Raw genomic sequence first — 26,903 nt, forward strand, 5'->3', positions numbered from 1 at the left:
CTTTTCCCGAAGCCCAAAGCCCGATGCCCGTCGCTTACAGCTTATGACTTCCCACTACCGGCGCAGCCGGGTTACGTCTCGAGCAGGCGCAGGCGGTCGCCCGCAGCGACGCCGAGACGCCGGGCTTCATCCACGGTCAATGTGAGCACGCCGTCTGCGCTGGGCCCGCGCCCGACCCAAGCGGACCGGAAGTCGCTAATGTTAGCCGTCGCCACCAACCAGGTGGGGCGTTCAACGCTGACGGCCTCGTCCACGATCTCCACGGGATAGGAAGCCGAGTCGCGGACCGCGCGTACATCGTCGATATAGGCCTCCACCGTGGGACCGCCGTCGAAGATGTCGATGTAGCCTTCCCAACGCAGCCCTTCTTTCTTGAGCATTTCCAGCGCCGGACGGGTATGTTCGTGTACCGCGCCGATGCAGGCCCGCGCCTCTTCGGAAAGAAACGGTGTGTAGATCGGGAACTTGGGCATCAACTCGCCGATGAAGCTCTTCTGCCCGAGGCCAGTCAGGCGGTCGGCTTCGTTGAAGTTCATGGGAAAGAAGTGGCTGCCCAGGCACTCCCAGAACGCACTGGTGCCGTTCTCGTCGAAGCGCCCGCGCATCTCGGCGAGTACCTTGTCGGGGAAGCGATCGCGAAACTCGGCGATGAACAGCCAGCGCGCCTTGGACAGCAAGGCGCCGTTGCGATCACGCCGGTATTCGGGGCGCAGATACAGCGAGCAGACTTCGGCATCGCCGGTATGATCGGAGCTGAGAAACAGCGTATCGATGGTGCGATGCAAATCGAGCTGCACCGACGAATGCGCCAGGGTGCCCAGACGGTAATTGTAAAACGGCACTTCGCGGCCGACCTGCGCCTCGATGGCGCAACATCCGGCCAGCTCGCCATTGACGTCGTCTTCGAGAACGAAGAAATATAGCCGATCGTCGATGGCGCTGCGTTCCTCGAAGGCACTGACCGCATGCTCGATCTTGGCGGCGAGGAAATCGCGGTTGTCGGGCAGCGAGGTAAACCCTACGCCGGTCTGCCAAGCCAGAGCCTGCAGCTCGTCGATATCGCGGCGTTCGATGGGTCGAATGCGCATCAGGTTTCTCCCTCGTCGAACTCATCCAGGACGGTGGGCAACGCCAATGGCGCAGCCAGGACCGCGCGACCTTCTTCGACTCCCAGCAACTCGGCATGTTCGGGCGTAAGCATCAACTGCCCTGTGGGCGACAGCGCATAGCGCGCTACCAGGCAGCGAAAGCCGCCCAGTTGCTGATTGGCGATCAATGCTGGTTCGGCATCCGGTAGCACGTTGCCCGGGCGCAAGCGCACCGGATGCCAACTGGCCTGGGACACGCTCTGCAGACGGTCGCGCTCACCACGCACCACGGGCCCGGCATCGAAGATATCCACGTGCCGCGAGCGCACGAAGCCTTCGCCGAGCATCTCTTCAAGCGCACCCTCGTGATCGGGATGCTCGCGGCCGATGGCGGCGCGCGCCTGGGGCGTGAGCAAGGGCAGATAGAGCGGGAACTGCGGCATCACCTCGGCGATGAAACTCTTCGAGCGCACCCCGGCCAGCAGGTTGATCTCCTGAAAGCCCCGCGCGAAGAAGTGCCGCCCGACGCTGTTCCAGAACGGCGATTCCCCCTCGGCGTCGAGGTAACCGGGAAAGGCCACGGCCAGAATCGACGCGAAGCGTTCGGGATATTGCGCGATGAACATCAACCGTGCGCGCCGCAACAGGCTCTCGGCGCTGGTGCCCTTGTAACGGGCGTCCAGCGACAGCGCGCACAGCAGCGTGGTTTCGGAGGTCTCGTGGGACAGCGACAGGGTCTGCACCTCGCGGCGCACATTGAGCTGCTGCGAGGCGTGAATCAGCGTTTCCTGACGATAGGTGTAATACGCATCCATGGCGCCCGCCTGGGCGCGAATGCTGGCGGTCCCCACCACCTCGCCAAGCTCGAGGTCCTCGAGCACGAAGGTATAGGCCTCGTCGTCGGGAAAATCGACCTCGCGAGCCAGGGCCCGTGTGGAGCGCGCGATACGCTCCTCGAGGCGGTCGCGATGCGCCGGTAGATTGGTCAGGCGCGGCGTGGCACTCCCCGCCAGTCGCTCCAGGGCCGGCAAGTCGCGAGGTTGAACGGGGCGAACGACAAGCATGGCAATGTCTCTCGGTTGCGGGTTCATGCGTCCTGCACGAATCGCGCCACGGCGCGTTCCAGGCGGGCCATCCCTTCACGCACTTCTGCGTCGGAGATCACCAACGACGGCGCCATGCGCAGCACATTGGGGCCGGCGACCAACGCCATCAGCCCTTCTTCCATGGCCAACGGCAGGATTTCCTTGGCACGCCCTTCGTAGGCCGGCGCCATCTCGGCCCCGAGCAACAGGCCCAGGCCGCGTACTTCCTTGAAGATGCCGTATTCGCGATTGATCGCCTCGAGGTGCTCCTTGAATAGCGCATGGCGATGCATGACGCCTTCCAGCACCTCGGGCGTATCGATGGTTTCCACCGCCGCCAGCGCCACCGAACAAGCCAATGGGTTGCCACCGTAAGTAGAACCGTGGGTGCCCACCGCCAATGACGGTGCCACGCGATCGGTGGTCAGCATGGCGCCGACCGGGAAACCGCCACCCAGTGCCTTGGCACTGGTCAGGATGTCGGGCGTCACGCCGTAATGCATGTACGCATAGAGATGCCCGCTGCGGCCCACGCCCGATTGCACTTCGTCGAATACCAGCAACGCCTGATGCTCATCGCATAGCGCGCGCAAACCGCTCAGGAAGTCGGGATCGGCCGGCACCACGCCGCCCTCGCCCTGCATCGGCTCGACCACCACGGCGCAGGTTTCGTCGTCGATCAGCGCACGTACGCTGTCGAGGTCGTTGTACACGGCATGCTCGATACGCCCCGGGATCGGCCCGAAGCCTTCGGAATACTTGGGCTGGCCACCGACGCTGACGGTAAACAGGGTCCGGCCATGGAACGACTGGCGGAAGGAGACGATCTTGTCCTTGTGCGCACCGAAATTATCGTACGCCCAGCGCCGCGCCAGTTTGAAGGCCGCCTCGTTGGCTTCGCCGCCGGACGAACAGAAGTAAGCCTTGTCGGCGAAGGTACGCTCGACGAGCGACTTGGCCAGGGCCAACGCCGGCTCGTTGGTATAGACGTTGGACAGATGCCAAAGCTTGTCGGCCTGCGCCTTGAGCGCCGAGACCAGCGCGGGATGACAATGTCCCAGCGCGTTGACCGCGATACCGCCGGCGAAATCGATGTACTCGCGCCCGTCCTGGTCCCACAGACGGCTGCCCTCGCCGCGCACCGGAATCGTCCGCTGCGGGGAGTAGTTGGGCACCATGTAGCGGTCGAAATCATCACGGGTCGGTGACTGGGACATCGTGTCGGTCCTCCTGGGTAGGTCAACGAATACGGTAGGTTGGCATTGAGTATACGAGGATGGGAGGTATCGGGTCTTTCAGCGATGTGACGACGAATTATGAAAAGAGGTTGAGTTTTGGCGTCTACGCCCCGATTCATTTATTTGCAGGCTCATGGTCGCGTCACCATGACGCGAAGAGCCACCTAGGACACACGAGGCGCTACAAGGAGACGCACCATGCAGATCGATCTCAGCGGCAAATCCGCCATTGTCACCGGCTCCACCGCCGGCATCGGCTTCGCCATCGCCCAGGGACTGGCCGAGGCCGGCGCCGAGGTCACGATCACCGGCCGCACTCAAGCACGCGTCGACGCAGCGGTGAGCGACCTGAAAGCTGCGGTCTCGGGCGCGCGGGTTTCCGGCGTCGCCGCCGACCTGGGAAGCGCCGAAGGCTGCCAGGCGCTGATCGACGCACGCGCGGATACCGATATTCTGATCAACAACGTGGGAATCTTCGGCCCGCAGGATTTCTTCGAGACCGACGACGAAACGTGGGAGCAGTTCTTCCAGGTCAATGTGATGAGCGGCGTGCGGCTATCGCGCCATTACGCCCAGGGAATGAAATCACGCGGCTGGGGCCGTATCCAGTTCCTGTCCAGCGAATCGGCACTGAACATCCCCTCCGAAATGGTCCACTACGGCATGACCAAATCCGCCGTGCAGTCGATCTCGCGCGGGCTGGCCAAGGTACTGGCCGGCACTGGGGTTACCGTCAACGCGGTACTGCCCGGGCCGACGCGTTCCGAAGGCGTGGTCGGCATGATCGCTCAACTGGCCGAACAGGAAGGCGTGTCCCAGGAGGAAATGGAAGCGCGCTTCGTCAAGGAGAACCGCCCCAGCTCGATCATCGGCCGTCTCGCCACCCCCGAGGAAGTCGCCAACATGTGCGTTTACGCGGCATCACCGCAAGCCAGCGCCACCACCGGCGCGCCACTGCGCGTAGAAGGCGGCATCGTCGACAGCATGGCGTAATCGCACTCGCACGGCCCGTCACCCCCGGGCCGTGTCGAGCGCGTGTCACGAATCCATTCCTACATGGACGCCTCGCCGGCAACGTGCTAAGACGGCGTTATGCCCTTGCCGGAGCGCCATGTCATGCTCAACACGACCGCCTGGAACCGACTGCGCTATTCGCTTTACGCACCGGTCTACGACTTGGTGGCCGCACGGGCGTTCCGACGCGCGCGCCGCCTCGCGCTGGAGGCCGTGCATTGGCGGCAAGGTCAGCGCGTTCTGCTGGTGGGCGCCGGTACGGGGCTCGATTTGCCCTGCCTGCCACGCGACATCGAAGTACATGCCATCGATATCTCACCGGTGATGATCGCGCGTCTCGAGGCGCGTGCCGATCGCCATGGGCTGGACGTCATCGCCGCGACGATGGATGCCGCGCGACTGGCGTATCCCGATGCGCATTTCGATGTCGTCGTGATGCACTTGATCGTCGCCGTCATGCCCGACCCCAAGGCAGGGTTGAGCGAGGCGCACCGCGTGTTGGCGGAAGACGGCCAATTGTGCGTGATGGACAAGTTCCAGAGCGATGCTCGCCCCGCCGGCCTGGGCAGGCGCCTGGTGAATATGGTGACCTCCTTTCTGGCTACCGACATCACGCGTCAGGCGCGGCCACTCCTGGAAGGCGCCGGCTTCATCGTCGAACACGACACGCCGGTGATGATGGGCTCGCTGTTCCGCGCCCTGCTGGCCCGCAAGGCGTAATCGGAGCGACCCGCCGACTTCTTATCAAACACGCCGGCTTTTCATCAGACACGCCGGCTTTTAACAAAAAAGCTTAGAGTGCCTTGCTGAGCCGAACACGGGGCATTCGCTCACCGGCACGCTCGACCCAGTCTTCCCCTTCGTGACGCCAGTCACGGCGTACCAGAGCATCCGCCAGCACCAGACTGGCCTCGATTCGCATGCACGCCACGCCACGCTGGCGCATCTCCCCTTCGGCGTGCTCCAGCAAGCGGCCGCCCACGCCTCGACCGGCCAGCGAGGGCCACACATAAAGCGTTTCGATGCGCCCTTCGCCGGGGTCGAGTTCACAGAATCCCACGCAGCGCCCGTCGCAGACCGCCACCAACGTAGGATAGAGCACCTGGCGCGCCGCCCAAGCCTCGGCATCGCGCGGTAGGGCCATGGTCCACGCCTCGCGTTGCGCCAGCGTGTAATAACCGGCGGCACCCTGCATTACGGCATGGTGAAACACTTCCGCCTGATCGGCGGCATCACGCGGCGTAGCCTCGCGATAGACGATTCGTTCGGTCACCGTTGCCTCCTGGAAATGGCATGCCTGGCGGACGCTCCGCGAGCGCCCAGGCCGCCATGGTGATGGGCATCGCGCAGCCTACACAAGGCCTGCATGCCACGCCAGCATGTCTCGCTGCACGTGACGGCATTGGGCATAATGTCACGATGACCGATTATGATTTTCCTTCGTCCGAGGCGTCGACAGCTTTCACGCTCACGCCCATCGGACGTATCACCAGCGACTACCCGGACAAGTTCGGCATTCCGCGCCAACCGGGGCTGGCCAGTGCCGCACGGGCGACGCTAACGCTTGCGCCACCGTTCGACGATCCACTCACTGTGCGCGGCTTGGATGCGTTCAGCCATCTGTGGCTGACCTTCATCTTCCACCAAAGCCCCACGCGCTGGACGCCATTGGTGCGTCCGCCGCGTCTGGGTGGCAATGCCAAACACGGCGTCTTCGCCACGCGCAGCACCCATCGCCCCAACCGCCTGGGGCTGTCGCTGGTCGAGCTAGTGAAGATCGAGACGCACCACGGCGTGACGCTTCACCTGCGCGGGCACGATCTCGTCGACGGCACGCCGGTGCTCGACATCAAACCCTATCTGGCCTGGGCCGAAGCGCTCCCCGAGGCACGCAGTGGCTTCGCCCCCGCGCCACCGCCATCGCTGCCGGTAACGTTTTCGGCGACCGCCGAAGCGGCTCTTTTGAGGCGTCGTGACGGCGACTCATTGCGTGAATTGATACGCCAGGTGTTGGCCCAGGACCCGCGCCCCGCGTACCACAAGAACGCGCAGAACACGTCCGAACGCCGCTATGGTGTGCGCCTACGCGATGTGGACGTGCGCTTTCACCCGAGTACGTCCAACGGCATCGAGGCGATGCATGTGGAAGACATCGTCGTGGCGTCTTCCCCCGCGTGAACGACATCGGGGCGCCCGTGGGCGCCCCGATGGCATAGCCGAAAACGCACGGCAGTCAGAACGTGATGCCGATCCGCCGCCCGACTTCTTCATAGGCTTCGATGACACCGCCCAGCCCCTGGCGGAAGCGGTCCTTGTCCATCTTCTCGCGAGTGTTGGCGTCCCACAGGCGACAGCCATCCGGCGAAAACTCATCGCCCAGCGTCACCTGGCCGTCGAACATGCCGAACTCGAGCTTGTAGTCGACCAGCAGCATGTCGCCATCGAGAAACAACTGCTTGAGAACGTCGTTGACCTGGAAGGTCAACGCTTTCATGGTCGCCAGTTGCTCAGGCGTCGCCCAGCCAAACGTCTCGGCCAACGACTCGTTGATCATCGGGTCGCCATTGGCATCGTCCTTGAGGAACAACTCGAAGGTCGGCGGCATCAACGTCTGGCCTTCCTCGACACCGAGACGGCGTACCAGCCCGCCCGCGGCGACATTGCGCACCACGCACTCGACGGGAATCATCTCGAGGTTCTTGACCACACACTCGTCGTCGGAGAGCAGCGTCTCGAAATGCGTGGGAATGCCCGCCGCCTGGAGCTTTTCCATGATGAAGGCATTGAACTTATTGTTGACCATGCCCTTGCGCGCCAGCGACTCCTTCTTCTTGCCATCGAAGGCGCTGGTGTCGTCGCGGAAGTGCAGGATCAAACGCTGCGGATCATCGGTGCGGTAGACGGACTTGGCCTTGCCCGCGTACAGCTCGTCACGTTTTTCCATGGGATCTCCACAATGGCCCTCGCGGGGCCGGCTGGCTCTTGTCTGAGCGCGGATCGCACGACCCGCGACGTATTCAAAGGCTATTCAAGGCGTCTCTACGGTGCCAACGACGCACGGCTTCCACTCACGCGATGCTCTGCCAGGCGAAGCCATGTTCCTGCGCCGATACCAGCAAACGCGACTCATCGCCGGACAACAATGGCGTCAGCGCTTCCAGCGCCAGTTCGGGGCGATTGTTCTCTTCCGAGATATGCGAACACACGATACGCTGCAGGCGATCCAGCCCCAGCCGCGACAAGAGTTCGGCGGCCTGGACATTGGCCAAGTGTCCCCAGTGACCGCCTACCCGCCGCTTGAGGCGCGGCGGGTAGGGGCCGACATCGAGCATGTGGCGATCGTGATTGCACTCGAGAATCAGCGCATCACAACCCCGGAACGCATCGATGACATGTTCACTGGGGTGACCGAGATCGGTGAGCACCCCCAGATGGCGGCCATGCGCGCGAAACCGAAATTGCACCGGCTCGCGTGCATCGTGGGGCACCGTCACCGGCTCGATCTCCAGCCCCTTGATCGCGAAGCGTGATTGAGGCACCACCCACTCATGGCGCGGCACCTCGCCCAGGCGTCCCGATAGCCAGGTGCCTGCGGTCAAATAGACCGGGATCGCGTAGCGCCGCGCCAAGGGACCCACGCCACGAATGTGATCGCCGTGCTCATGGGTGAGAAGCACGGCGTCGAGCTGACGAGGATGCAAACCGAACTGCGCGAGACGGCGCTCCGCCTCGCGCATGCCAAAGCCGCAATCCACCAGCACGTGCGTTTCACCGTCGCTGACTAACGTGGCATTGCCCTTGCTGCCGCTACCCAGCGATGCGAAACGCAGGGCCGGCGACGCCGTAGGCTGATCTGTCATGCCGTCCGGCATCTCAGCGCAAGGTCGCCGCCACGGCGTCGAGCACTTCACGGGCATCGCCCGAATTCACTGAGCCGCCGTCTTCGTCACTGACACGCACCTGCGTGGTGTCACGAGCGTTGGCGCTGACATTGAGGCGGTAGCGTTGGGTCGCCTCGTCGCCGCCGAACCAATCGAACCAGCCGGAATCGTCATCGCGGGCGGTGTAATCGATCACGAACTGACCGGCACTACGATTCTGATCGACCAAGGTGCCCTGTTGGTCCTCGAAGTTGTTCTCCAGTTGATAACGCAGTTCCGGCCAGGCACGTTCAAGATTCAGTGCCAGCTCGAGCTGCCACTCGCCATCGTGGTTCGACAAGCGTACGCGCTCATTGCTCGCCAGCGGTTGTGCCGCCAGAGAAACGCCTTCCTGATCATCGACGTTGTCGCTCAGGTAGCGCTGCAGCGCATCAAGGCACCGGGCTTCGTTGCCGCTGTCTTCACAACGCACTTCGCTGGAGCCTTCACGCAACCCCTGACGGATACTCAACGTCCCCAGATCGGTCTCGAGACGCCCAGCATCAACATCGGTATTTGCGACATTGGTACCCTGCGCGGATGCGAATCCCTGCAACATCGGCCAGACACCCCCCGGAGCGGCATTGACGACCAACCAACGCTCGTCACCGGCCTCGCGGGATTCGACGAAGGCCGTCTCGGCTTCCTGGCTAGAGGCCAGCGGACGTGGGCGCGGCACGTCGAAGTCTTCGTCCGTAGCCACGAAATCACTCTCGGCATCGGGCACCGGCATGGCGTTCTGGTACTGTGACGAGTCGCGCGAATCCGGCAGCGTCAATGGCTCGACCATCTCGGCATCGGCATATTCAGTGTTGCGGTCATAATAAAAACCGGAACGGCTACAGCCACTCACGATCAGAGTGGCGCCGATGATCAGCGGCATCCATTTCAGGACGGGGTTCATGCATTCACCTTATTGATGCGTTGGTCAGCCTTCGGTCACGCCGGCGAGCTGCAGGGCTTCACTCACCGTGGAGTGATACTTGTCGGAGAGCCACGTCATCGGCAGGCGGATGCCCTTTTCCGCCAGTCCCATGCGATTGAGCGCCCACTTCACCGGAATCGGGTTGGCCTCGACCCCCAGTGCGGTGTGCAGCGACATGAGGCGTGAATTGATCTGATGCGCTCTTTCGGTATCGCCGGCCACGGCGGCCTCGCACAACTCATGCATGGCGCGCGGCGCGACGTTGGCGCATACCGAGATATCGCCATGGCCTCCCATCAGCATGAAATCGCACGCCGTGGGATCGTCACCGGAGTAAAGCGCGAAACCGGTATCCTTGAGACGCTCGACCAGCTCCTCGGCGCGTTCGAGATTGCCGGTGGCGTCCTTGAGTCCGACGATGTTCTCGACCTCGGCAAGACGGAACACGGTCTCGTTGTAGATATCCGAGCAGGTGCGACCGGGCACGTTGTAGAGGATGACGGGCAATCCTCCACCCTCGGCGACAGCCTTGAAATGCTGGTAAAGCCCTTCCTGCGTGGGCTTGTTGTAGTAAGGGGCCACCGACAAGCAGAGGTCTGCGCCTACTTCGCGTGCGTAACGCGCCAGCTCGACCGCTTCCGAGGTTGCGTTGGCGCCGGTACCGGCGATCACCGGAACGCGGCCGTCGACTTCCTCGACGACGCAGCGAATGACGTCGAAATGTTCGGCGAAAGACATGGTGGTCGGCTCACCGGTGGTGCCCGCCGCGACGATGGCATCGGTGCCGTTGTCGAGATGGAACTCCACCAGGCGACGCAGCGCCTCCCAGTCAATATCGCCACTGGCCTTCATCGGTGTCGCTAAAGCGACGATGCTGCCTGTGATCATCCTGCAGTGCTCTCCTGTGAATCGGGCCAGCGTGCCACCGGCATGCGCGAGCGATAAATGCGCGTATCGCCAACCGGGCGTTCGAGCGCCGGACCGGCCTTTACTGTCATGATGTCGATCAACGTCAAATGGTACTCAGCCAGCTGCATCCTGTACAGAAGCGGCGTGCTTTGACACGCGCACCTAGCTGCAATGTAATCTTAACCGCCCACGTTCAGGCAACGACATCTTTCACGTCAGCATTCGAGGAACCTTCATGAGCGTCAGCATCGGCCAGCACGTCCCCGATTTCAGCGCCCCGGCAACGGGCGATACGCAAATCACACTTTCCGACTATCGTGGCCGGCAAGTCGTGATCTATTTCTATCCCAAGGATAGTACCCCGGGCTGCACCACCGAAGGGGGCGACTTCCGCGACCATAAGGCCGACTTCGAGGCCGCCAACACCGTCATTCTCGGTGTCTCACGAGACGGGCTGCGTGCCCATGAGAACTTCAAGGCCAAGCAAGGGTTCAATTTTGAGCTGATTTCCGACAAAGACGAGGCATTATGCCAACTCTTCGATGTCATCAAACTCAAGAAACTCTACGGTAAAGAGCACCTGGGTATAGAACGCAGCACCTTCCTGATCGACACCGACGGCAAACTGGCACGCGAATGGCGCAAGGTGAAAGTCAAAGGCCACGTCGAGGAGGTCCTCAACGCCGCCCGTGAACTCAATACGACCTCCTGATCACTGCTCCGCCGGGGGAGGCCGCAAGCCTGGGTCGCGCACACCGCGCGGCCATGCATACACCAGCGCTTTGATCAAGGTCGCCAGCGGAATCGCAAAGAATACGCCCCAAAAGCCCCATATACCGCCGAAGAACAGCACCGCCAAGATGATCGACACCGGATGCAGGTTGACCGCCTCGGAGAACAGGATAGGCACCAGCACGTTGCCATCCAGCGCCTGAATCACGGCATAGGCCAGCAGTACGTAGGCGAGTTGGTCACCGATGCCGAAGTGGAAACCCGCGACGGCGGCTACCGGCAAGGTCGCCACCGCCGCGCCGATGTACGGCACCAGCACCGACAAGCCGACGATTAGTGCCAGCAAGGTGGAATAGGGCAACCCGAACGTCCAGAAGGTGATGAAGGCCACCACGCCCACGATCAGGATCTCGATCGCCTTGCCGCGAATGTAGTTGGCGATCTGATCGTCCATCTCATGCCAGATGCGCGTCATCAGGACACGCTTCTTGGGTAGCAGGGACAGCAGGAACAGCGTCAGGCGTTCGCGGTCCTTGAGCAAGAAAAACACCAGGATCGGCACCAATACCAAATAGACGATCACCCCCAATAAATTGCCCAACGACGCCAGCGACAGCGTCAGTGCCCGTTGACCGAGCTGGGTCGCCTCGCGCCCGGCGGTGGCGATCCACCGTTCGACCTGATCGGGAGTGATCAAGGTCGGGTAATGCGACTGCAAGGTATCCAGCCATGCCTGGCCACTGGCGAACATACGCGGCGCCTCCTGCACCAGTTCTACCATCTGGTTCCAGACCAGTGGCATGATCACCAGGGCCAGCGCCAATAATGCGCCCAGAAAGATCAGGAACACGACCAGTACCGACAGCAGGCGTGGCAAGCCGCGCCGCTCTAACCACGCGACCACGCCTTCCAGAAGGAAGGCCAACACCAGGGCGGTGAAGAACGGCGCCAGCATCTGGCCCAGGCAGATGACGGCGGCAAAGCCCAACACCAGCACGATGAGCAAGACGACCGCTTCCTCATCCGAGAAATAGCGCTCCATCCACCCCTTGAAGAGGCCTTTCATCGTCATGCTGTGCTTCCTCGTTCACCCTTGCGCAGCCAATAAAAGTAGACGCCATCGCGTTCTTCACGCGCCTCGAGCCGGTGCGTCCCCTGCGCGGCAAAGGTCTCGAAATCCTGCCACGAGCCCACATCGGTCGCCTGAACCTCGAGCAACGCTCCCACCTCGAGCGTCGACAGGGCCTGCTTGGCCTTGAGTAGCGGCAACGGACAATGCAGGCCACGTGCGTCGAGCATCTGATCGGGTTGCAACGCCATCTGCGCCCCCAGCGGTTCGGTAGTTGAAAACGCAACGATTTAAAGGCACTTTGCCAGTCAGTTCAATGTCGAAGACAACGGTAGCATGGCGTGCACCATGCCGTCGGCCTATCCGCCCCGTCGCGCCATTCAAGAGGATGCCCATGTCACGTCGCTGGACGCTGCTTCCTGCCCTATGTCTCGCCCTGACATTTTGCGCCTTCGCGTCAAATGCCCTGGCACAAAACGATTACGGGCTTCCCGAGCTAGGTGGCTCGAGCGCTACCGTCTCGAGCGGTGAGGAACATCGCCTGGGGCGCGCCTGGCTACGTCAGTTCCGCGCCCAGACCAACGAGTGGCAAGATCCCATCGCGCAAGATTACATTCATGGCCTAGTGGCGCGCCTGTTACCGCATGCTGGGGTCCACGACGACACTGTCATCACCCTGGTCGACAGCCGACTCCTCAATGCCTTCGCCGTGCCGGGCGGCGTGATCGGCGTCAACAGCGGCCTGTTCACCTTCACCGAGAGCGAGGATGCCCTGGCCTCGGTGATCGCCCACGAGCTCGGCCATTTGTCACAGCATCATTTCGCGCGCCGCATGCAGCGCGTGGAAGAGACACAGCTACCCACCATGGGCGCCATGCTGGTCGGCATGGTCCTCGCTGCAGGCGGCGCTGGCGATGCGGGGCTGGCCACCATGGTCGGCTCGCAAGCAGCCTTCATTCAGGATCAGCTCGCCTATTCCCGGCGTTTCGAGCAGGAAGCCGACCGCGTCGGGCTGAAGGCTCTGGCCGATGCCGGCTTCGACCCGCAGGCCATGCCCGAGCTCTTCCGCGCCATGCAACGCCTATCCAGCCTCCAGGGCGGCAACCCGCCGGAATTCCTGCTCACACACCCGGTCACCGAAGCGCGCATCGCCGACACCCAGGTCCGCGCCGATCAGATGCCCTCACCCGCACCGCACGACGGCACGGCCTTCGACCTGATTCGCGCACGTGCCTTGCTCGCGCTCAATCGCGACAACCCCGAACAGGCCATGACGCAGCTACGTCAGGACGACTCTCCTGACGCCGCGATACGCTACCTGCAAGCGCTGATCGATGCCCGCAACGGTCATACCGCACAGGCACTCGACGTGATCGACCAGTTAAGCGCGGCACAGCCGAATCTCTCGATGCTGCCGGCCAGCGCAGCCCAGGTGGCACTCGACGCCGGCCAGCGCGATGTGGCATTGAGCCGCGCCCGACGGATCCTGCGGTTGCAGCCGGATTATCGCCCGGCGCAGCTCATCGAGGCGGAGGTCCTACTGCAGCAAGCCCCACGCCAGGCATACGACATTTTGCGCCGCATGAGCGATCAATACCCCGAGGACCCGCACGTCTTCTCTCTGCTCGCAGAGGCTGCCGGACGCAGCGACCGCGATCTGTGGGGGATGCTCGCCCGCGCCGAGCAATTGCAACTGACCGGTCATATCGACCGCGCCATCAAACAGCTCGACATCGCCGAAGAGACGGCACGCGACCAGGGCGACTTCGCCATGGCCAGCCGCTTAGGCGAGCGCCGCAAAGCCTATCTGGGATATCGACGGGCACTCCAAGACTTCTAGCGGTGTACGAAAACTGCCGTCAATGCCGCGGTATGCGCTCGTCGCGCGGGCTGATGCCGAAATGGTTACGGTACGCCGTGGAGAAATGCGCCCCGGAGGAAAACCCCGTGGATAGGGCAATGTCGCCGACCGCCTGCTCGCTGTCGCGCAGCAACTGACGGGCCTTATGAAGACGCAGCTCCAAGTAGTAACGGCTAGGCACCGCCTGCAGGTACTTCTTGAACAACCGCTCCAACTGCCGCCGAGAAATCCCCAGGTGTTCCGCCAGCTCGTGGGTGGTCAGCGGCTCTTCGATGTTCGACTCCATCAGCGTCACCGCGTCGACCAGGCTCTGCGGTGCGTGCGAGAGGCGCGCGCGCAGCGGCACTTGCTGTGGCTCATCCGCCATGCGGATCCGCTCACAGACGAAGTGCTCGGAGACGCGCTCGGCCAGCCGCGCGCCATGCTGCTGCGCGATCAACGTCATCATCATATCCATCGCTGCCGTGCCGCCCCCGCAGGTCAAACGATCACGGTCGATCTCGAACAGCTGATGCGAGACATGCACGCCGGGAAAGTCCCGCGTGAAGGCATCGGCCCCGGCGACGTGCAACGTGACCCGATAGCCCTCCAGTACGCCGGCGCGTGCCAGCACCTGGGTACCGCCGGCAATGCCGCCCAGCATGACCCCGCGTGACGCCAGCCGTTGCAGCCAGCCATGCAAGTCGGGGGATTCGCTCGCTGGCGACGAACTCACGCCGCACACCATGAGCATATCCAAACGCTGGACATCGCTGCCTGCCACGCTTTCCGGCGTCAACGCCAACTCCGCAGCGCTTTTCACCGCGCGCCCATCGAGCCCGAAGGTCCGTGGCACATAGAGCCGACGCTCGGCCAGCAAGTTAGCGACGTGCAACGGCTCCATAGCACAGGCCTGCGCCAGCAGCGAAAATCCCGGCAACAGCAAAAACCCCACCTGGCGGGGTGCATCACGGCGCTCTTCACTCCCTGGCATCGAGCAGCGCCTCCACCAGCGCATCCGTCTCGCGGTCGATATGCGCGGCACGCGTGGCGAGTTCATCCAGCGTGCCACGCATATCGGGCATCCGATCACCCAACGAGGCCAGATCGCGCGCCTTTTCCTCGTGCTCGAGCAGCAGCGCGGTATCGTTGAGCGTCTCCGTCAGCGGCCGCACCTGCTCGCGCGAGGTGGCAAGCGCCTGGCGGATGTCTTCATAGCGTTCTCGTGACTCGGCCAATTGCCGCTCGCTGAGTTCGCGATAACGCTCATCGTGGTAATCGTCGAGTTCCTCGCGCCATTCGGTGAATACCGCCTCGGCCGCCTCGTCGGCATCATCGAGCCGCCAGGCCAGATCGCGCTGCGCATCGTCGCTTTCCTCAAGCGCATGCGTCAGTGCCTCGCGCTCACGCGAGAAGGTGCTCGGCGAGGCGGAAAGCGCCAGCGCCAGGCGCGACAAGGCGCTGTCCAGTGCCTCCCGGGCACGTTGCTGGGCCTGCCGGGCAGCGTCGACGCGCTCCGCCAGCACCTCGCCGCGCGACACGCCGAGACGCTCCATGGACGCATAATATGGCGAGCTCTGACACCCAGCGAGCAGGCCCAGCAACACGACACACACACCCCAGCGCAACGTGCAGGCTAGGCGCTCGGACACGACGGTCACAGCTGCACGACGTCGAACTCCGCTACGGGGTCGACGTCCGCCTCATAATCGACATCCTCACGCTCGAAGCCGAACAGCTTGAGAAAGTCGTGCTTGTAACCGGCGTAATCGGTCAGCGTGAAGAGATTGTCGGTGGTTACCTGCGACCATAGCTCCTTGCACGGCTGCTGCACGTCGTCGCGCAGCTCCCAATCGTCGAGACGCAGGCGGCCCGCTTCGTCGGTATCCTGCTCTTGAGATGAATAGAGACGCTCGGCATACAGGCGATTGAGCTGATCGATGGTGCCCTCGTGCAGGCCCTTCTCTTTCATGATCTTGTAGACCATCGAGATATAAAGAGGCATCACCGGGATCGCTGCGCTGGCCTGAGTCACCACCGACTTGAGCACCGCCACATTGGCACTGCCCCCTTCCTTGGACAGACGCGCGTCGATTTCGCCGGCGGCGCGATCCAGGTCTTCCTTGGCCTTGCCCAGCGCGCCATGCCAGTAGATCGGCCAGGTGATCTCGGTGCCGATGTAGCTGAACGCCACGCTGCGCGCGCCCGGCGCCAACACGCCCGCCTCGTCCAGCGCATCGATCCAAAGCTCCCAGTCCTCACCGCCCATGACGGTGATGGTATCGGCGATTTCCTGCTCGGTGGCCGGCTCGACGGAGGCTTCGGTGATGGCATCCTTGTTGGTATCGATGGCCGTGGCGGTATAGGTCTCGCCGATGGGTTTGAGGGCCGAGCGTTTGAGCTCGCCGCTATCGGGCATCTTGCGTACCGGCGAGGCCAGCGAGTACACCACCAAGTCGATCTGGCCCAAGTCCTGCTTGATCAACTCGATGGCCTTGGCGCGTGCTTCGTGCGAGAAGGCATCGCCATTGATCGCCTTGCTGTAAAGGCCTTCTTCCTTGGCGAACTTGTCGAACGCCGCCGCGTTGTACCACCCCGCCGTGCCCGGCTTCTTCTCGGTGCCCGGCTTCTCGTAGAAAACACCGAGTGTCGACGCCCCGTAACCGAAGGCCGCGGTGACACGTGCGGCCAGGCCATAGCCGCTGGAGGCGCCGATCACCAACACCTTCTTCGGGCCCTTTTCCTGTTCGCTTTGCGGAATGTTCGCACGCGTGGTGGCAATCTGTTCGGCAACATTGCGCTCGCAGCCCTTGGGATGCGTCGTAGTGCAGATGAAGCCACGAACCTTGGGTTTGATGATCACAGAGGAAACCTCTTTGCTGACGTCATGCGTTGATCGCGGTCGCAACCGCCACGGGGAAACACGCGCCAATGCACGGTTTCTTTATTGTGGGGCATTCTAGCGGGTGAAGGCGTCCATGTCCGCACCCCCTTGCTCGTCATGGACGAGTGGCCGAAGATGCCCCTTCACAGCGAAGGCCTACAACATGCACGACCCCAACGAGCTTGAATCCCTATTGGAACGCCGTGGCGCCCTGTGGCTCGCGCTCTCGCCCCTGTGGCTCGAGCGCGAGCCCCGGGAGCGCGAATATACCCGCATGCTCGAGGTGGTCGAGGCCCAAGGCCATACGCCTCAGGAACTGGAAATGATCTATCGGCTGGAGATGGCGCCGGTCATGTCGCGTCGCCAGATGTCGGTGGCTGGCGAGTGGCGCCACTTCGACGAGGACCGCCTGCTGCTCGACCTGGCACGCCACACGCGTCGTCTACATGGCTGGCGCAAGGGCTTTTGGCTACTGTTTTCCGGGTTGACCACGATGATGAGCCGGCCACGTTTCGACATCTTGATCGAGCGTCTGCATGCGACCGCATCATGAGCCATAAGAGCGTCATGCCGAGAACGGGATGTCCAGCGCCTGCTCGATATCTACCGCCATGCTGCGCGGCGAGACGCGCGGCGCGAAACGTCGGATCACATGGCCATCGCGCCCCACCAGGAACTTGGTGAAATTCCACTTGATGGGAGTACTTCCCAGCACGCCCGGCGCCTGGCGGCGCAGCAGGACGAACAGCGGATGGGCATCGCGCCCGTTGACGTGGACCTTTTCCATCACCGGAAAACTGACCCGATATTCACGCGTGCAAAACGCGCCGAACCCCTCGGCCGACTCCGGCGTCTGGCGGCCAAACTGATTGCAGGGGAACGCCAGCACGGTAAAGCCCTGATCGTGATAACGGCGATACAGCCACTCGAGTTCCTTGAGTTGCGGCGTATAACCGCAGCGGCTGGCGACATTGACGATTAACAACACCTGCCCGCGCAGCGCGCGCAGATTGAAGGGCTCCATCCGGTTGGTATGGCAATCCTGGCTATATAGCGTCATGGCGGTCGCGCATCGCATTCATCGTCGGGGATACCTTTTCATTGTCGTCCGCCTGCGGCAGAGCTTCAATCATCCTGTGCCGTCAACCAGCCTTGGGCGAGCATGTGTTCCAGCGCGACGCGACTATCCGGCGTGGCGTCTTCCAGAGCCAGCGCGGCCTCCACCGTCAACCAGGTGGCGTCGGCGACTTCGTCCGCTTGCAACACCAGCGGCCCATCGTAATCGGCCAAGAAGGCGCTGCCATGAATGAAGTTACCGCCATCGGTATAACGAAACGTGAAACACGGCGTCAACGGCACGCCCTCGATGCCGAGTTCTTCCGCCAGCTCGCGACGCGCGGCGACATGCTCCGCTTCACCCGCACCGACCACGCCACCGGTGGCCAAATCATGATAGCCAGGAAACACTTCCTTGGTCAGCGTGCGGCGCTGCACGCATAGCTCGCCCCGACCATTGCGCACGAACACGTACGTCGCGCGGTGCCAGAAGCGAAAGCGCCGCATCAGCCGACGCGAGGCGCTGCCGCAAGGACGATTGCGTGCATCCACCAGCTGGATGCGCTCATCCTTGATGATCGGCTCGGGCAGCGCCCCAAGCGTTGCGGAAGGCGACGGCGTGACCATGGCGTGTCCTGTGACGTGTCGATGCGGAAAGACTTCAGCATGCCAGAGGCCGGGCATCGCGTCATGTCGAATACACTAATGGACATGCACAAGGAAGCGCACCTCACGCTGGGCTATCGCAAGCTTGGCAACGTCGTGGCGTCGTGCGCTGCGTCAGCGCACCGATGAAGGCGGCGAGCGACAACGCCGCCACGACACCGCCATACACGTATGTCGTTGGCAGCAGCCCCATGTGCTGTGTCGCCACGCCGCCGACCATGGCCAAAAGGCTGGCAGACAAATAGCAAATGACGTAGAACGCCGCCATCAACGCCGAGCGCTCGGTGGGCGGTGCCAAAGGCATCACCGTACGCATGGCGCCCATGAACGCCGCGCCGAAGCCGATCCCTGCAAAGGCGGTGCCGCTCAACAGCACCGCCACGCTGCGCCAATGCACCCCCAACAACAGCACGCTCATCCCGACGATCAAGCACCCCGTCCCGATGAGCACGGCCACACGAGGCGGCTTGGCCCGCAGCGTCAACACACTGATCGCGCCCACGCAGGGCAGCAGGAACGTAATCAGACACCCCACCAGCGGGTTATGAATACCGCTGACGCTCTCCACGAGCGAGGGACCCAGCGAAAGCGAGAAACCACCCAGTGCCCAGGACGAGATCACCGCTGACACCACGCGCATCAGCGGCCCCCGGACAGGCGGCGGTATATAGGCGCGTGGCCGCAACGAGGCCCATGCGCCCGGGCGCGGCGTCACGCTTTCGCGAACTCGCCCTAGCAGCAAACCTTGAACCACCAGCGCCACGGCCAAGAACGCGTACACCAGATGCAGCGGCGCGGGCGCATACGTCACCAAGATGCCCGCAATCAGGGCGCCGATGCCCATACCGAAGAGCGGCGCGATACTCGCCATGACGGGCCCACGTCGGTGATCGCTATCGAGCATGGCCGCCGCCAACGCGCTGGTCACCACACCAGTGGCGATGCCCTGCAGAATACGCGCTACCATGAGCCACGCCAGGCTATCGGCCCAGAAGAACACTCCTAACGATAGAAGTTCGCCCACGATGGCACCGGCCACCACGGGCCGCCGGCCGATATGATCCGACAACGATCCAGACACCAGTAGCGCCACCAACAAGGCAAACACGTAGCTGGCAAACACCAGCGTGAGCATCGTTGCCGAGAAGTGCCACGTCGTTTGATAGAGGCGATACAGCGGCGTCGGTGCGCTGGATGCCGCCAGGAAGGTGATCATGAGGATGGCGTAATACGTCAGTTGCCCGAGGCGCGGCGTCGGGTAGGCATCCGTCGTACCCGTGGATGAAGGCGGTGTCATGATGAAATCCATTAATGCTAAGATTGTGCGTTAAAGGCAGTCTGAACTTAGCAGGCTCATAAAGCAAATATTTTGCGTTAGGTGACCATGGCCATCAAAGAAGCCGTTCGTCCCGGGGGACGCAGCGCGCGGGTGCAAGAAGCCGTGCATCACGCGGTCCGCGAGCTGCAGATCACCAAATCCCGCGAAGAACTCAGCGTGCCCCAGATCGCGAACAAGGCCGGCGTGACGCCGTCGACGATCTATCGGCGCTGGGGAAATCTCGCCGAGTTGCTGGCGGACGTGTCGCTCGAACGCCTGCGTCCCGACGACGAGCCGCCGCAGACCGGTTCCTTGGCGGGTGATCTACAGGCTTGGGGCGAGCAATATCTCGACGAGATGACCTCGCCGGCAGGCCAGTGGATGCTCAGCGATATCATGGCCAGCGCCGAACGCGAACGACGCGAACGCTGCTGCCGTTACAGTGAAACGATCATGACGTGCTTGCGCGAACGTGCCGTGAAGCGCGGCGAAGCCACGCCATCGGTCGAGGACTTGATGGACGGCGTGATCGCGCCGATGACGTACCGGCTACTCTACGACCTCGACACAGCGACGCCCGCGCGCCTCAGCCGCTGGATCGCGCAGACACTGCCAAGCACCGACTCGCCCGACTAACTCCACCAGGGTCGCATTGACCCCGGCACGACGTCTGACCATGCTCGAAGCACGACGCATCCCCTTGCCGTCTTCAGGAGTCGCTTCCATGGTCGATCATGCCGCTCGCACTCATCTCGCCACGCACGAGGTCACCAACCAGCCATTGCTCGGCGGTGACCATGACCTCCTGGAAGAGGACACGGCCCTGCGGGAAGCTCTGGCTCGCGACGCCCCGGCCTGGGTCGCGGCGCGCCTTGCCCCGCTCGCCCGCGAGGCCGGGCGTGATACCTGGCAAGCCATCGCCGACGAGGCCAATCGCCATCCTCCCGAGCTACGTTTGTTCGACCGGCACGGGCGCCGGCTCGACGAGGTGCGCTACACCGAGGCCTATCACCGCTTGATGCACCTCGCCTGCGATGGCGGCTGGCAGGCCGTGGCATGGGAGCAGGAAGGTAAAGGCGGTCATCAAGCGCATGTCGCCGCGCTTTATCTCTTGACCCAGGTCGAGCCGGGGTTCTGCTGCCCGATCACCATGACCCACGCCGCGTATCCCGTGCTACGCCATGACAGCGCCATACTCGAGACCTGGGGGCCGCGTCTGCTGGCACACGACTACGACCCTCGCGCCCTGCCCGCCAGCGACAAGCGTGCGGCAACCTTCGGCATGGCGATGACCGAGAAACAAGGCGGCAGCGACGTGCGCCGCAACACTACCCAAGCGACACGCCAGCCGGATGGCAGCGTGCGCCTCACCGGCCACAAGTGGTTCTGCAGCGCCCCGATGTCGGATGCCTTCCTGACTCTCGCACAAGACGACGCCGGCATCGGCTGTTTCCTGGTGCCACGCTTTCGCCCCGATGGCGAACGCAATGGCATTCAACTGCAGCGCCTCAAGGACAAGTGCGGCAACCGCGCCAACGCCTCGGCGGAAATCGAGTATGCCGACGCCTGGGCACACCCCATCGGCGAGCCGGGGCGCGGCGTCGCCACCATTCTCGAGATGGTCCAGCAGACGCGACTCGATGCCGCCACCGCGCCCGCCGGCATGATGCGCCAGGCAACGCTTGAAGCCTGGCGCCATGTCCAGGGACGCGAAGCGTTCGGCAAACGCCTCGCCGACCAGCCGCTGATGCGCCGCGTGATCGCCGACCTTGCCTTGGAAACCGAGGCCAGCCTGGCCTTATGCCTGCGCACCGCACGCGCCTTCGATGGCGCCGCCCACGATCGACACGAGCGTGACCTGGCACGCCTGCTACCTGCGCTGGCCAAGTTCTGGCACAACAAGCGTGGCCCGGCATTCATGGCCGAAGCCATGGAATGTCTCGGCGGTATCGGCTACGTCGAGGAGGCGCCGCTCGCGCGGCTTTACCGCGAGGCGCCGGTGAATTCGATATGGGAAGGCTCGGGCAATGTCATGTGCCTGGACGTGATGCGCGTACTGGCCCGCCATCCGGAAAGCATCGCCGCCCTGCGCCAGGAGCTCGCTCTGGCACGCGGCGCGCATCCCGATTTTGACCGGGCGCTCGAGGCCCTCGAGCGATGCCTCAAGGCCACGCCGGACGTACTGGAAGCGCAGGCGCGCTGGTTGACCCAGCGCCTCGCACAATGCCTACAGGCCGCATTGCTATTGCGTCATGCGCCCATCGCCATCGGTGAGACCTTTTGTGCTGCCCGCCTCGGTGAGGAGGCTTCGCCGCTGTTCGGTGTCTTGCCGTCACACGCACCGCTGGACGCCATTCTTGAGCGAATCGAGACCTGACAGCGGTTTCAACGGCCCATCAACCGATGACGATGCGCAGCGCCAGCCCCAACAGCAGGACGCCCGTCGCCCGATTGATCCAATGCGCACGCGCCTGAAGCCAGGGCAAAACCGCCGAATGCGAGAGCGCCAACGCCACCAGCACGTACCAGCCAGCATCGATCAGTGACGCGGTCGCCACGATCGTCGTCTTGGCCCCCGCGCCCATGTCGGCGCTGACGAACTGACTCAACAAGGCCACGAAGAAGAGAATCAGCTTGGGATTGGCTAACGCCACCAGCACGCCGTCTCGCGCTGCCGCTCCGGGGTGGCTCGCTATGTCGCCCGCCTCCAGGGCACCGCCGCGCCCGGCGCGCAACGCCTTCACGCCCAGCCAGGCCAGATACGCTGCCCCGCCCCAGGTAATCGCCTTGAACAACACCGGCTGATGAGCGATGACCGCACCCAGGCCCCACACGGTCAACGCCGCGTAGAAGCCCACGCCTGCCGCATGGCAAACGCTCGCAATGACGCCCGGCACGCGCCCGCCACCTAGCGTATGGCGCAGCACCATCGCCAGGCTCGGCCCCGGCGACATCGCACCCATGGCACAGACCGCCGACAACGACAGCCACAAACTCAGTGACATCGCACAGACCCCGTCATGAAATGAGCGCGCAGCTTAGCTGTCGGCGTCTTTCATGCGGCCCTGGCAATCGCGCTCGATGACGTTGCGTTCACCCTCATCGTTCTCGCGATACAACATGCCGTTGTCGCCTTTGGTGTGCCAGACGTAAGCGAGCTGTTCATCGTCGCTGGCATAGCGCGCGCCGGAGCCCGAGGCAATTTGGTGCATGGGGATGGAGTCGTGACCGTAACTCAGCATGGCGCGATCAGTATCGGGCCCATATTGGAAATAGGTCACCGACAACGACGTCTCTCCCTCACATTGGTAAATCTGGGTATGTTGATCGACGCGATCGGCATCGCCACCTTGCATGGCGCACCCCGTCATCAAGGTCGCGAGCGCCAACAGGGTAAGACTCACAGATTTCATCGGAACTCCTTATCCAGGATCTTTATCCAGGAATATCATGATGGAAGCGCGATACGACGCGACGCTCTCAAAAGCGTATCGCAGCTAATTTATAATCGTACAATAATATCGCAGACATCCTATCTTAAACGACGCGTGACACGCCCAGCACGCACTGAGATATTTATCGGGCATCATGACGGTGCTCTCAGCCCATCACACGGAGGTCAGGCATGCCGAATTGCGCGCGAACCGACCATCATTGCCAGCGTTGCGAAGGCCCGTTGCCGTTCGCGTTTAGCATGGCATTCCAGCCCATCGTCGATGTCGCGACGCAACGCATCGTCACCCACGAGGCCCTGGTACGCGGTATCAATGGCGAGTCGGCCTATCAGGTGCTGTCCCAGGTCTCGAACGCATTGCTGTATCGCTTCGATCAGGCCTGTCGCGTCAAGGCCATCGAACTGGCCGGTCAGTTGGACATGACCAGCGCACTGTCGATCAACTTCTTGCCCAACGCCGTCTATGAACCCGAAGCCTGCATACAGGCGACGCTAGCGATCTCAGAGCAGGTCGGGTGGCCCGCCGAGCGTCTGGTGTTCGAGATCACCGAAACCGAAAGCGTCACTGACCGCGCCCACCTGCGCAATATCATCGACGCATATCGACAAATGGGCTTTACCACCGCCTTGGATGATTTCGGCAAGGGTCACGCCAACCTCGACCTCTTGGCCGAGCTGCGCCCGGACAAACTCAAGATCGACCGTGACCTGGTGATGGGTTGCCATCGCGACACGCGCCGCCAGATCCTGCTTAAGGCGGTGGCCGACATCGCCACCCAGCTCGACATCGAGATGATCGCCGAAGGCATCGAGTGCCGGGACGAAGCCCGCTGGCTCCAGGAGGAGGCCGGCATCGTGCAGCACCAAGGCTTCTATTATGCGCGCCCCGCGTTCGAAGCCCTGCCTCCGGTTCCCGGCTTCGCGGCTTCCTAGGCCTTCTAAACACAGCGACCCCGACACGCATGCCGGGGTCGCTGTTCTTCTCCTATCCTATCGCGCCGTCAGGCATCGTCGGGCAACGCATAGGCGATCACGTAATCACCGCTAGGGGTTTCCATGAAGTGGTGCCCCGTGGCGACGATCACCAGATACTGACGACCATTCGCCTCGTAGACCATCGGGTTGGCCTGACCGCCCGCCGGCAGCGGCGCTTGCCACACGGTCTCGCCGCTCTCGATGTCGATCGCGCGGATCAGGTCATCGGTCGCCGCAGCGATGAAGATCAGCCCGCCGGCCGTGACCACCGAACCGCCGTTATTGGGCGTGCCGATATCGATGGGCAAGCCAGAACGAATTCCCCATGGGCCGTTGGCGCGCGCCGTCCCCAACGGGCGGTCCCACAGCGTATCGCCACTGGCCAGTTCGATGGCGCGGATATGGCCATACGGCGGCTGCTTGCACAGCATGCCAGTGTAGGGCACGCGCCAGCCGGCGTTGACGTTGATCGCGTACGGCGTGTTGGCCTGCGGATCGCCCGCGCCTTCGGCACCGCCGCTATCGCTATCGAGCTCCTCGCGAGGCTTCCAGCCCTTGGCGTCGGCCACCTCGCGCGGCACCAGCTCATTGTAGTTGGGCATGTCATTGTAATTGGCGATCATCACCCCGCGCCGAGGGTCGATGGAGACACTGCCCCAGTCGGAGCCTCCGTTATAGCCGGTGTACTGAATCCACGGCTGATCGGCGGTGGGCGGCGTGTACATGCCCTTCCAACTGGCTTGCTGGTACTGGATACGGCAGAAAAGCTGATCGAAAGGCGACATGCCCCACATGTCTTTCTCGTTGATGTCGGGCTGGCGCAGGGTCGCGTAACGCGAGAACGGCTGTGTCTCGCTGCGCTCTTCCGGTTCGGCACCGCCTTGCGGCACCGGGCGCTCTTCGGCACCACCGCCCAGCAACTCGCCGGTTTCACGGTTGAAGACGTAGATCTCGCCCTGCTTGGTGGGCATCACCAAGGCCGGCACCTCCCCCTCATCGGTGGGGAAGTCGATCAATGTCGGCTGCGAACCGGGATCGTAATCCCAGACATCCTTGTGCGCCGTCTGGAAGTGCCACTCAGGCAGCCCGGTCTCGACGTTGAGCGCCACCATCGAGCTGGCCCACTCGTTTTCTTCCGGCGTGCGCGAACTACTCCAGTAATCGGCGGCGCTATTGGCCATCGGCAGATACACCAGGCCTAGCTGGCTATCACCGGCGGCCGTCGTCCACATATTGGGAGAGCCGCGCACATACGTTTCGTCACCGCTGAGTGGTTCGCTCTGCTCGGGACGCCCTGCGTCCCAGGCCCACTCGAGCTCGCCAGTCACGGCGTCGAAACCCTTGATGACACCGGAGGGCGGATAACGACGCTGCCCATCGAGCACCTGGTGGCCCGTTACGACGACATCACGTACCACCACGGGCGCGGAGTTGATGGAGACATAGCCCTCGGGCGTCTCGCCCATGTTCTTTTTGATATCGACTTGGCCGTCATTCCCGAAACCGCTACACGGTTCGCCGGTCGCGGCATCGACTTCGAGCATACGGCCATCGAGCGTGCCGGAAATGATGCGTGCTTGGCAGCTCTGCGAGTCGCCATTAGCCATATCGTCGAGGCGGTCGTCCGGTACCTCATAATACGTGACGCCACGGCAGGCAGCCGTATAAGGAATGGCGTCTTCGGATACCTGCGGATCATAGCGCCAGTTCTCTTCACCGCTATCGGCATCGAGCGAGATCAGGATATTGCGCGACGTACACAAGAACACATCGTCGCCGACCTTGAGCGGCGTTGTTTCGGCGCCCCAGCGGTGATCGAGCAGATCGCCAGTGCGGTACTGCCACGCCACTTCGAGATCGCCGACGTTATCCGGGGTGACCTGATCGAGCGGCGAGTAACGCGTTGCAGCGCTGTCGCGCCCATAGGCGACCCAGTCTTCATCGTCAGGCGTATCCGCCGGCTGGGCATCGCCGACATCGGTCGCCAATGAACTGTCGGCGACTTCCGGCACGTCCTCGATATGCTGATAACCGCGCGGCACGAACGCCAAGGCACCGGCGACGATCAGGCCCAGGCACAACACGCCCGCCACCGAGAAACCTGCCTTGCGCGAGGGCCCGCCCCTGAGGCTCGGCATAACCAGCGCGACCAGGATGGCCAGGATCAACGCGACATCGAGACGCGGAATCCAGCGCCAGTAATTCAGCCCGGACTCCCATGCGGCCCAGATCAGCGTGCCGATGAACACCACACCATAAAGCCAGGCACCGGAAACACGGCCACGCACCAATTGAACGCCGGAGACGAGCATCAGAATGCCCGCGATCGCGTAATACCAGGAACCGCCCAGTGACGCTAGATAAAGCCCGCCGCCGCCAAGCGCCAGGCCGACGAGCGCAACGATGATCCCCACGAGCTTGGCGAACGGACCGCCAGCCCTGCGGGAAGATGTATTAGTAGCCAAGAACTTTCTCCTTGAATGACCGTGATCCCTTTTATCGCCGGTGAAAGCGACACGCCATGTGGCTTGAGGCACGTTACCGTCGTGCCCCGCCATCTTGATGGCTCGCCCCCAGGATAGAGCAATCAAAGCGTTTTACATAATTGATTAATAAAAGATATAAAAACGAAAGGTAGGCAAAACGCTTGGCATGCGCGCACGAAAATGGACGCATGTCTCATCGACACCATCAGGTACAGAAGATCGCTAGAAAATGGTCTTGCTGAAA

General features: G+C 62.9%; 28 protein-coding genes. 9 read left to right on the plus strand and 19 right to left on the minus strand.

Annotated elements, in window-relative coordinates; genetic code table 11:
* Window positions 1–71 precede the first annotated feature (71 nt).
* The 3 genes from astA to OP494_RS09685 are packed head-to-tail and all read right to left on the minus strand — an operon-like array spanning window position 72 to window position 3,390.
* Entirely contained in the window at window positions 72–1,088 is a 1,017-nt protein-coding gene (gene astA, locus OP494_RS09675) for an arginine N-succinyltransferase (RefSeq protein ID WP_280540526.1), read from the minus strand.
* A complete protein-coding gene (locus tag OP494_RS09680; RefSeq protein WP_280540527.1) occupies window positions 1,088–2,152 on the minus strand; it encodes an arginine N-succinyltransferase in 1,065 nt (354 codons plus the stop codon). The genes astA and OP494_RS09680 overlap by 1 nt, the downstream gene beginning before the upstream one ends.
* Before the next feature lie 23 nt (window positions 2,153–2,175).
* Window positions 2,176–3,390 (minus strand): aspartate aminotransferase family protein, encoded by a 1,215-nt coding sequence (locus OP494_RS09685; protein ID WP_247620394.1) that lies wholly within the window; start codon window positions 3,388–3,390, stop codon window positions 2,176–2,178.
* Between the two features lie 219 nt (window positions 3,391–3,609).
* On the opposite strand from OP494_RS09685, the gene OP494_RS09690 reads away from it, so the two are divergent.
* Window positions 3,610–4,404, plus strand: a complete 795-nt coding sequence (locus OP494_RS09690) for an SDR family oxidoreductase (RefSeq protein WP_247620393.1) — start codon at window positions 3,610–3,612, stop codon at window positions 4,402–4,404.
* Between the two features lie 123 nt (window positions 4,405–4,527).
* On the plus strand, window positions 4,528–5,145 hold the full coding sequence (locus OP494_RS09695; protein WP_097022245.1) for a class I SAM-dependent methyltransferase: 618 nt from the start codon (window positions 4,528–4,530) through the stop codon (window positions 5,143–5,145).
* 73 nt (window positions 5,146–5,218) lie between these two features.
* On the opposite strand, the gene OP494_RS09700 is transcribed toward OP494_RS09695, so the two are convergent.
* Window positions 5,219–5,698 carry a GNAT family N-acetyltransferase gene (locus OP494_RS09700; RefSeq protein WP_075368294.1) on the minus strand — a complete coding sequence of 160 codons (480 nt, stop codon included), beginning with the start codon at window positions 5,696–5,698 and terminating at the stop codon, window positions 5,219–5,221.
* Window positions 5,699–5,844: 146 nt separating this feature from the next.
* Between OP494_RS09700 and tsaA the strand changes: the two genes are divergently transcribed.
* A complete protein-coding gene (gene tsaA / locus OP494_RS09705) occupies window positions 5,845–6,603 on the plus strand; it encodes a tRNA (N6-threonylcarbamoyladenosine(37)-N6)-methyltransferase TrmO (RefSeq protein ID WP_280540759.1) in 759 nt (252 codons plus the stop codon).
* Window positions 6,604–6,658: 55 nt separating this feature from the next.
* Here tsaA and purC read toward each other — a convergent pair whose 3' ends face one another.
* The 4 genes from purC to dapA all read right to left on the minus strand — a co-directional run bounded on the left by purC (window position 6,659) and on the right by dapA (window position 10,158).
* Entirely contained in the window at window positions 6,659–7,369 is a 711-nt protein-coding gene (gene purC, locus OP494_RS09710) for a phosphoribosylaminoimidazolesuccinocarboxamide synthase (RefSeq protein WP_075368295.1), read from the minus strand.
* Window positions 7,370–7,493: 124 nt separating this feature from the next.
* Window positions 7,494–8,285, minus strand: coding sequence for an MBL fold metallo-hydrolase (locus OP494_RS09715; RefSeq protein ID WP_075368411.1), 792 nt, complete (start codon window positions 8,283–8,285; stop codon window positions 7,494–7,496).
* Between the two features lie 13 nt (window positions 8,286–8,298).
* Complete coding sequence (locus OP494_RS09720) at window positions 8,299–9,249, minus strand: outer membrane protein assembly factor BamC (RefSeq protein WP_280540528.1); 951 nt, start codon at window positions 9,247–9,249, stop codon at window positions 8,299–8,301.
* 24 nt (window positions 9,250–9,273) lie between these two features.
* Window positions 9,274–10,158: a 4-hydroxy-tetrahydrodipicolinate synthase gene (dapA, locus tag OP494_RS09725; protein WP_246895497.1), complete on the minus strand. Its 885-nt coding sequence runs from the start codon at window positions 10,156–10,158 to the stop codon at window positions 9,274–9,276.
* A gap of 256 nt (window positions 10,159–10,414) precedes the next feature.
* On the opposite strand from dapA, the gene OP494_RS09730 reads away from it, so the two are divergent.
* Window positions 10,415–10,891, plus strand: coding sequence for a peroxiredoxin (locus tag OP494_RS09730; protein ID WP_280540529.1), 477 nt, complete (start codon window positions 10,415–10,417; stop codon window positions 10,889–10,891).
* Here OP494_RS09730 and OP494_RS09735 read toward each other — a convergent pair whose 3' ends face one another.
* The gene (locus tag OP494_RS09735; protein WP_280540530.1) at window positions 10,892–11,983 is read right to left on the minus strand and encodes an AI-2E family transporter; all 1,092 of its coding nucleotides are present in this window, start codon (window positions 11,981–11,983) and stop codon (window positions 10,892–10,894) included. It lies immediately after the preceding gene.
* Window positions 11,980–12,231: a sulfurtransferase TusA family protein gene (locus tag OP494_RS09740; RefSeq protein ID WP_246919556.1), complete on the minus strand. Its 252-nt coding sequence runs from the start codon at window positions 12,229–12,231 to the stop codon at window positions 11,980–11,982. The genes OP494_RS09735 and OP494_RS09740 overlap by 4 nt, the downstream gene beginning before the upstream one ends.
* A 143-nt stretch (window positions 12,232–12,374) precedes the next feature.
* Between OP494_RS09740 and OP494_RS09745 the strand changes: the two genes are divergently transcribed.
* Window positions 12,375–13,820, plus strand: a complete 1,446-nt coding sequence (locus OP494_RS09745; protein WP_280540531.1) for a M48 family metalloprotease — start codon at window positions 12,375–12,377, stop codon at window positions 13,818–13,820.
* Window positions 13,821–13,839: 19 nt separating this feature from the next.
* On the opposite strand, the gene OP494_RS09750 is transcribed toward OP494_RS09745, so the two are convergent.
* From OP494_RS09750 to fabV, 3 genes are read right to left on the minus strand one after another with little or no spacing between them, the layout of a single operon-like run.
* A complete protein-coding gene (locus tag OP494_RS09750; protein ID WP_280540532.1) occupies window positions 13,840–14,814 on the minus strand; it encodes a GlxA family transcriptional regulator in 975 nt (324 codons plus the stop codon).
* Window positions 14,801–15,472, minus strand: coding sequence for a DUF2959 family protein (locus OP494_RS09755; RefSeq protein WP_280540533.1), 672 nt, complete (start codon window positions 15,470–15,472; stop codon window positions 14,801–14,803). The genes OP494_RS09750 and OP494_RS09755 overlap by 14 nt, the downstream gene beginning before the upstream one ends.
* A gap of 5 nt (window positions 15,473–15,477) precedes the next feature.
* Window positions 15,478–16,683 (minus strand): enoyl-ACP reductase FabV, encoded by a 1,206-nt coding sequence (gene fabV / locus OP494_RS09760; protein ID WP_280540534.1) that lies wholly within the window; start codon window positions 16,681–16,683, stop codon window positions 15,478–15,480.
* A gap of 184 nt (window positions 16,684–16,867) precedes the next feature.
* Between fabV and OP494_RS09765 the strand changes: the two genes are divergently transcribed.
* A complete protein-coding gene (locus tag OP494_RS09765; protein ID WP_097022061.1) occupies window positions 16,868–17,257 on the plus strand; it encodes a hypothetical protein in 390 nt (129 codons plus the stop codon).
* A 12-nt stretch (window positions 17,258–17,269) separates the two neighbouring features.
* On the opposite strand, the gene OP494_RS09770 is transcribed toward OP494_RS09765, so the two are convergent.
* From OP494_RS09770 to OP494_RS09780, 3 genes are all read right to left on the minus strand, one after another.
* On the minus strand, window positions 17,270–17,764 hold the full coding sequence (locus OP494_RS09770) for a glutathione peroxidase (RefSeq protein ID WP_040243318.1): 495 nt from the start codon (window positions 17,762–17,764) through the stop codon (window positions 17,270–17,272).
* Window positions 17,765–17,829: 65 nt separating this feature from the next.
* Window positions 17,830–18,387: an NUDIX hydrolase gene (locus OP494_RS09775; RefSeq protein WP_178999620.1), complete on the minus strand. Its 558-nt coding sequence runs from the start codon at window positions 18,385–18,387 to the stop codon at window positions 17,830–17,832.
* Window positions 18,388–18,490: 103 nt separating this feature from the next.
* The gene (locus OP494_RS09780) at window positions 18,491–19,723 is read right to left on the minus strand and encodes an MFS transporter (protein WP_280540535.1); all 1,233 of its coding nucleotides are present in this window, start codon (window positions 19,721–19,723) and stop codon (window positions 18,491–18,493) included.
* A gap of 87 nt (window positions 19,724–19,810) precedes the next feature.
* Here OP494_RS09780 and OP494_RS09785 point away from each other — a divergent pair, with 87 nt between their 5' ends.
* Entirely contained in the window at window positions 19,811–20,380 is a 570-nt protein-coding gene (locus OP494_RS09785) for a TetR/AcrR family transcriptional regulator (RefSeq protein WP_280540536.1), read from the plus strand.
* Between the two features lie 88 nt (window positions 20,381–20,468).
* Window positions 20,469–22,121 (plus strand): acyl-CoA dehydrogenase family protein, encoded by a 1,653-nt coding sequence (locus tag OP494_RS09790; protein WP_280540537.1) that lies wholly within the window; start codon window positions 20,469–20,471, stop codon window positions 22,119–22,121.
* 19 nt (window positions 22,122–22,140) lie between these two features.
* On the opposite strand, the gene OP494_RS09795 is transcribed toward OP494_RS09790, so the two are convergent.
* Window positions 22,141–22,749, minus strand: a complete 609-nt coding sequence (locus tag OP494_RS09795) for a LysE family transporter (RefSeq protein ID WP_280540538.1) — start codon at window positions 22,747–22,749, stop codon at window positions 22,141–22,143.
* A gap of 33 nt (window positions 22,750–22,782) precedes the next feature.
* Window positions 22,783–23,157: an MliC family protein gene (locus OP494_RS09800; RefSeq protein WP_280540539.1), complete on the minus strand. Its 375-nt coding sequence runs from the start codon at window positions 23,155–23,157 to the stop codon at window positions 22,783–22,785.
* A gap of 212 nt (window positions 23,158–23,369) precedes the next feature.
* Here OP494_RS09800 and OP494_RS09805 point away from each other — a divergent pair, with 212 nt between their 5' ends.
* A complete protein-coding gene (locus tag OP494_RS09805) occupies window positions 23,370–24,131 on the plus strand; it encodes an EAL domain-containing protein (RefSeq protein WP_280540540.1) in 762 nt (253 codons plus the stop codon).
* A gap of 68 nt (window positions 24,132–24,199) precedes the next feature.
* Here the strand turns inward: OP494_RS09805 and OP494_RS09810 are convergent, their stop codons facing one another.
* Window positions 24,200–26,638 carry a membrane-bound PQQ-dependent dehydrogenase, glucose/quinate/shikimate family gene (locus OP494_RS09810; protein WP_280540541.1) on the minus strand — a complete coding sequence of 813 codons (2,439 nt, stop codon included), beginning with the start codon at window positions 26,636–26,638 and terminating at the stop codon, window positions 24,200–24,202.
* Window positions 26,639–26,903 lie beyond the last annotated feature (265 nt).

The organism is Chromohalobacter sp. 11-W (assembly GCF_029889905.1).
Lineage (GTDB): Bacteria > Pseudomonadota > Gammaproteobacteria > Pseudomonadales > Halomonadaceae > Chromohalobacter.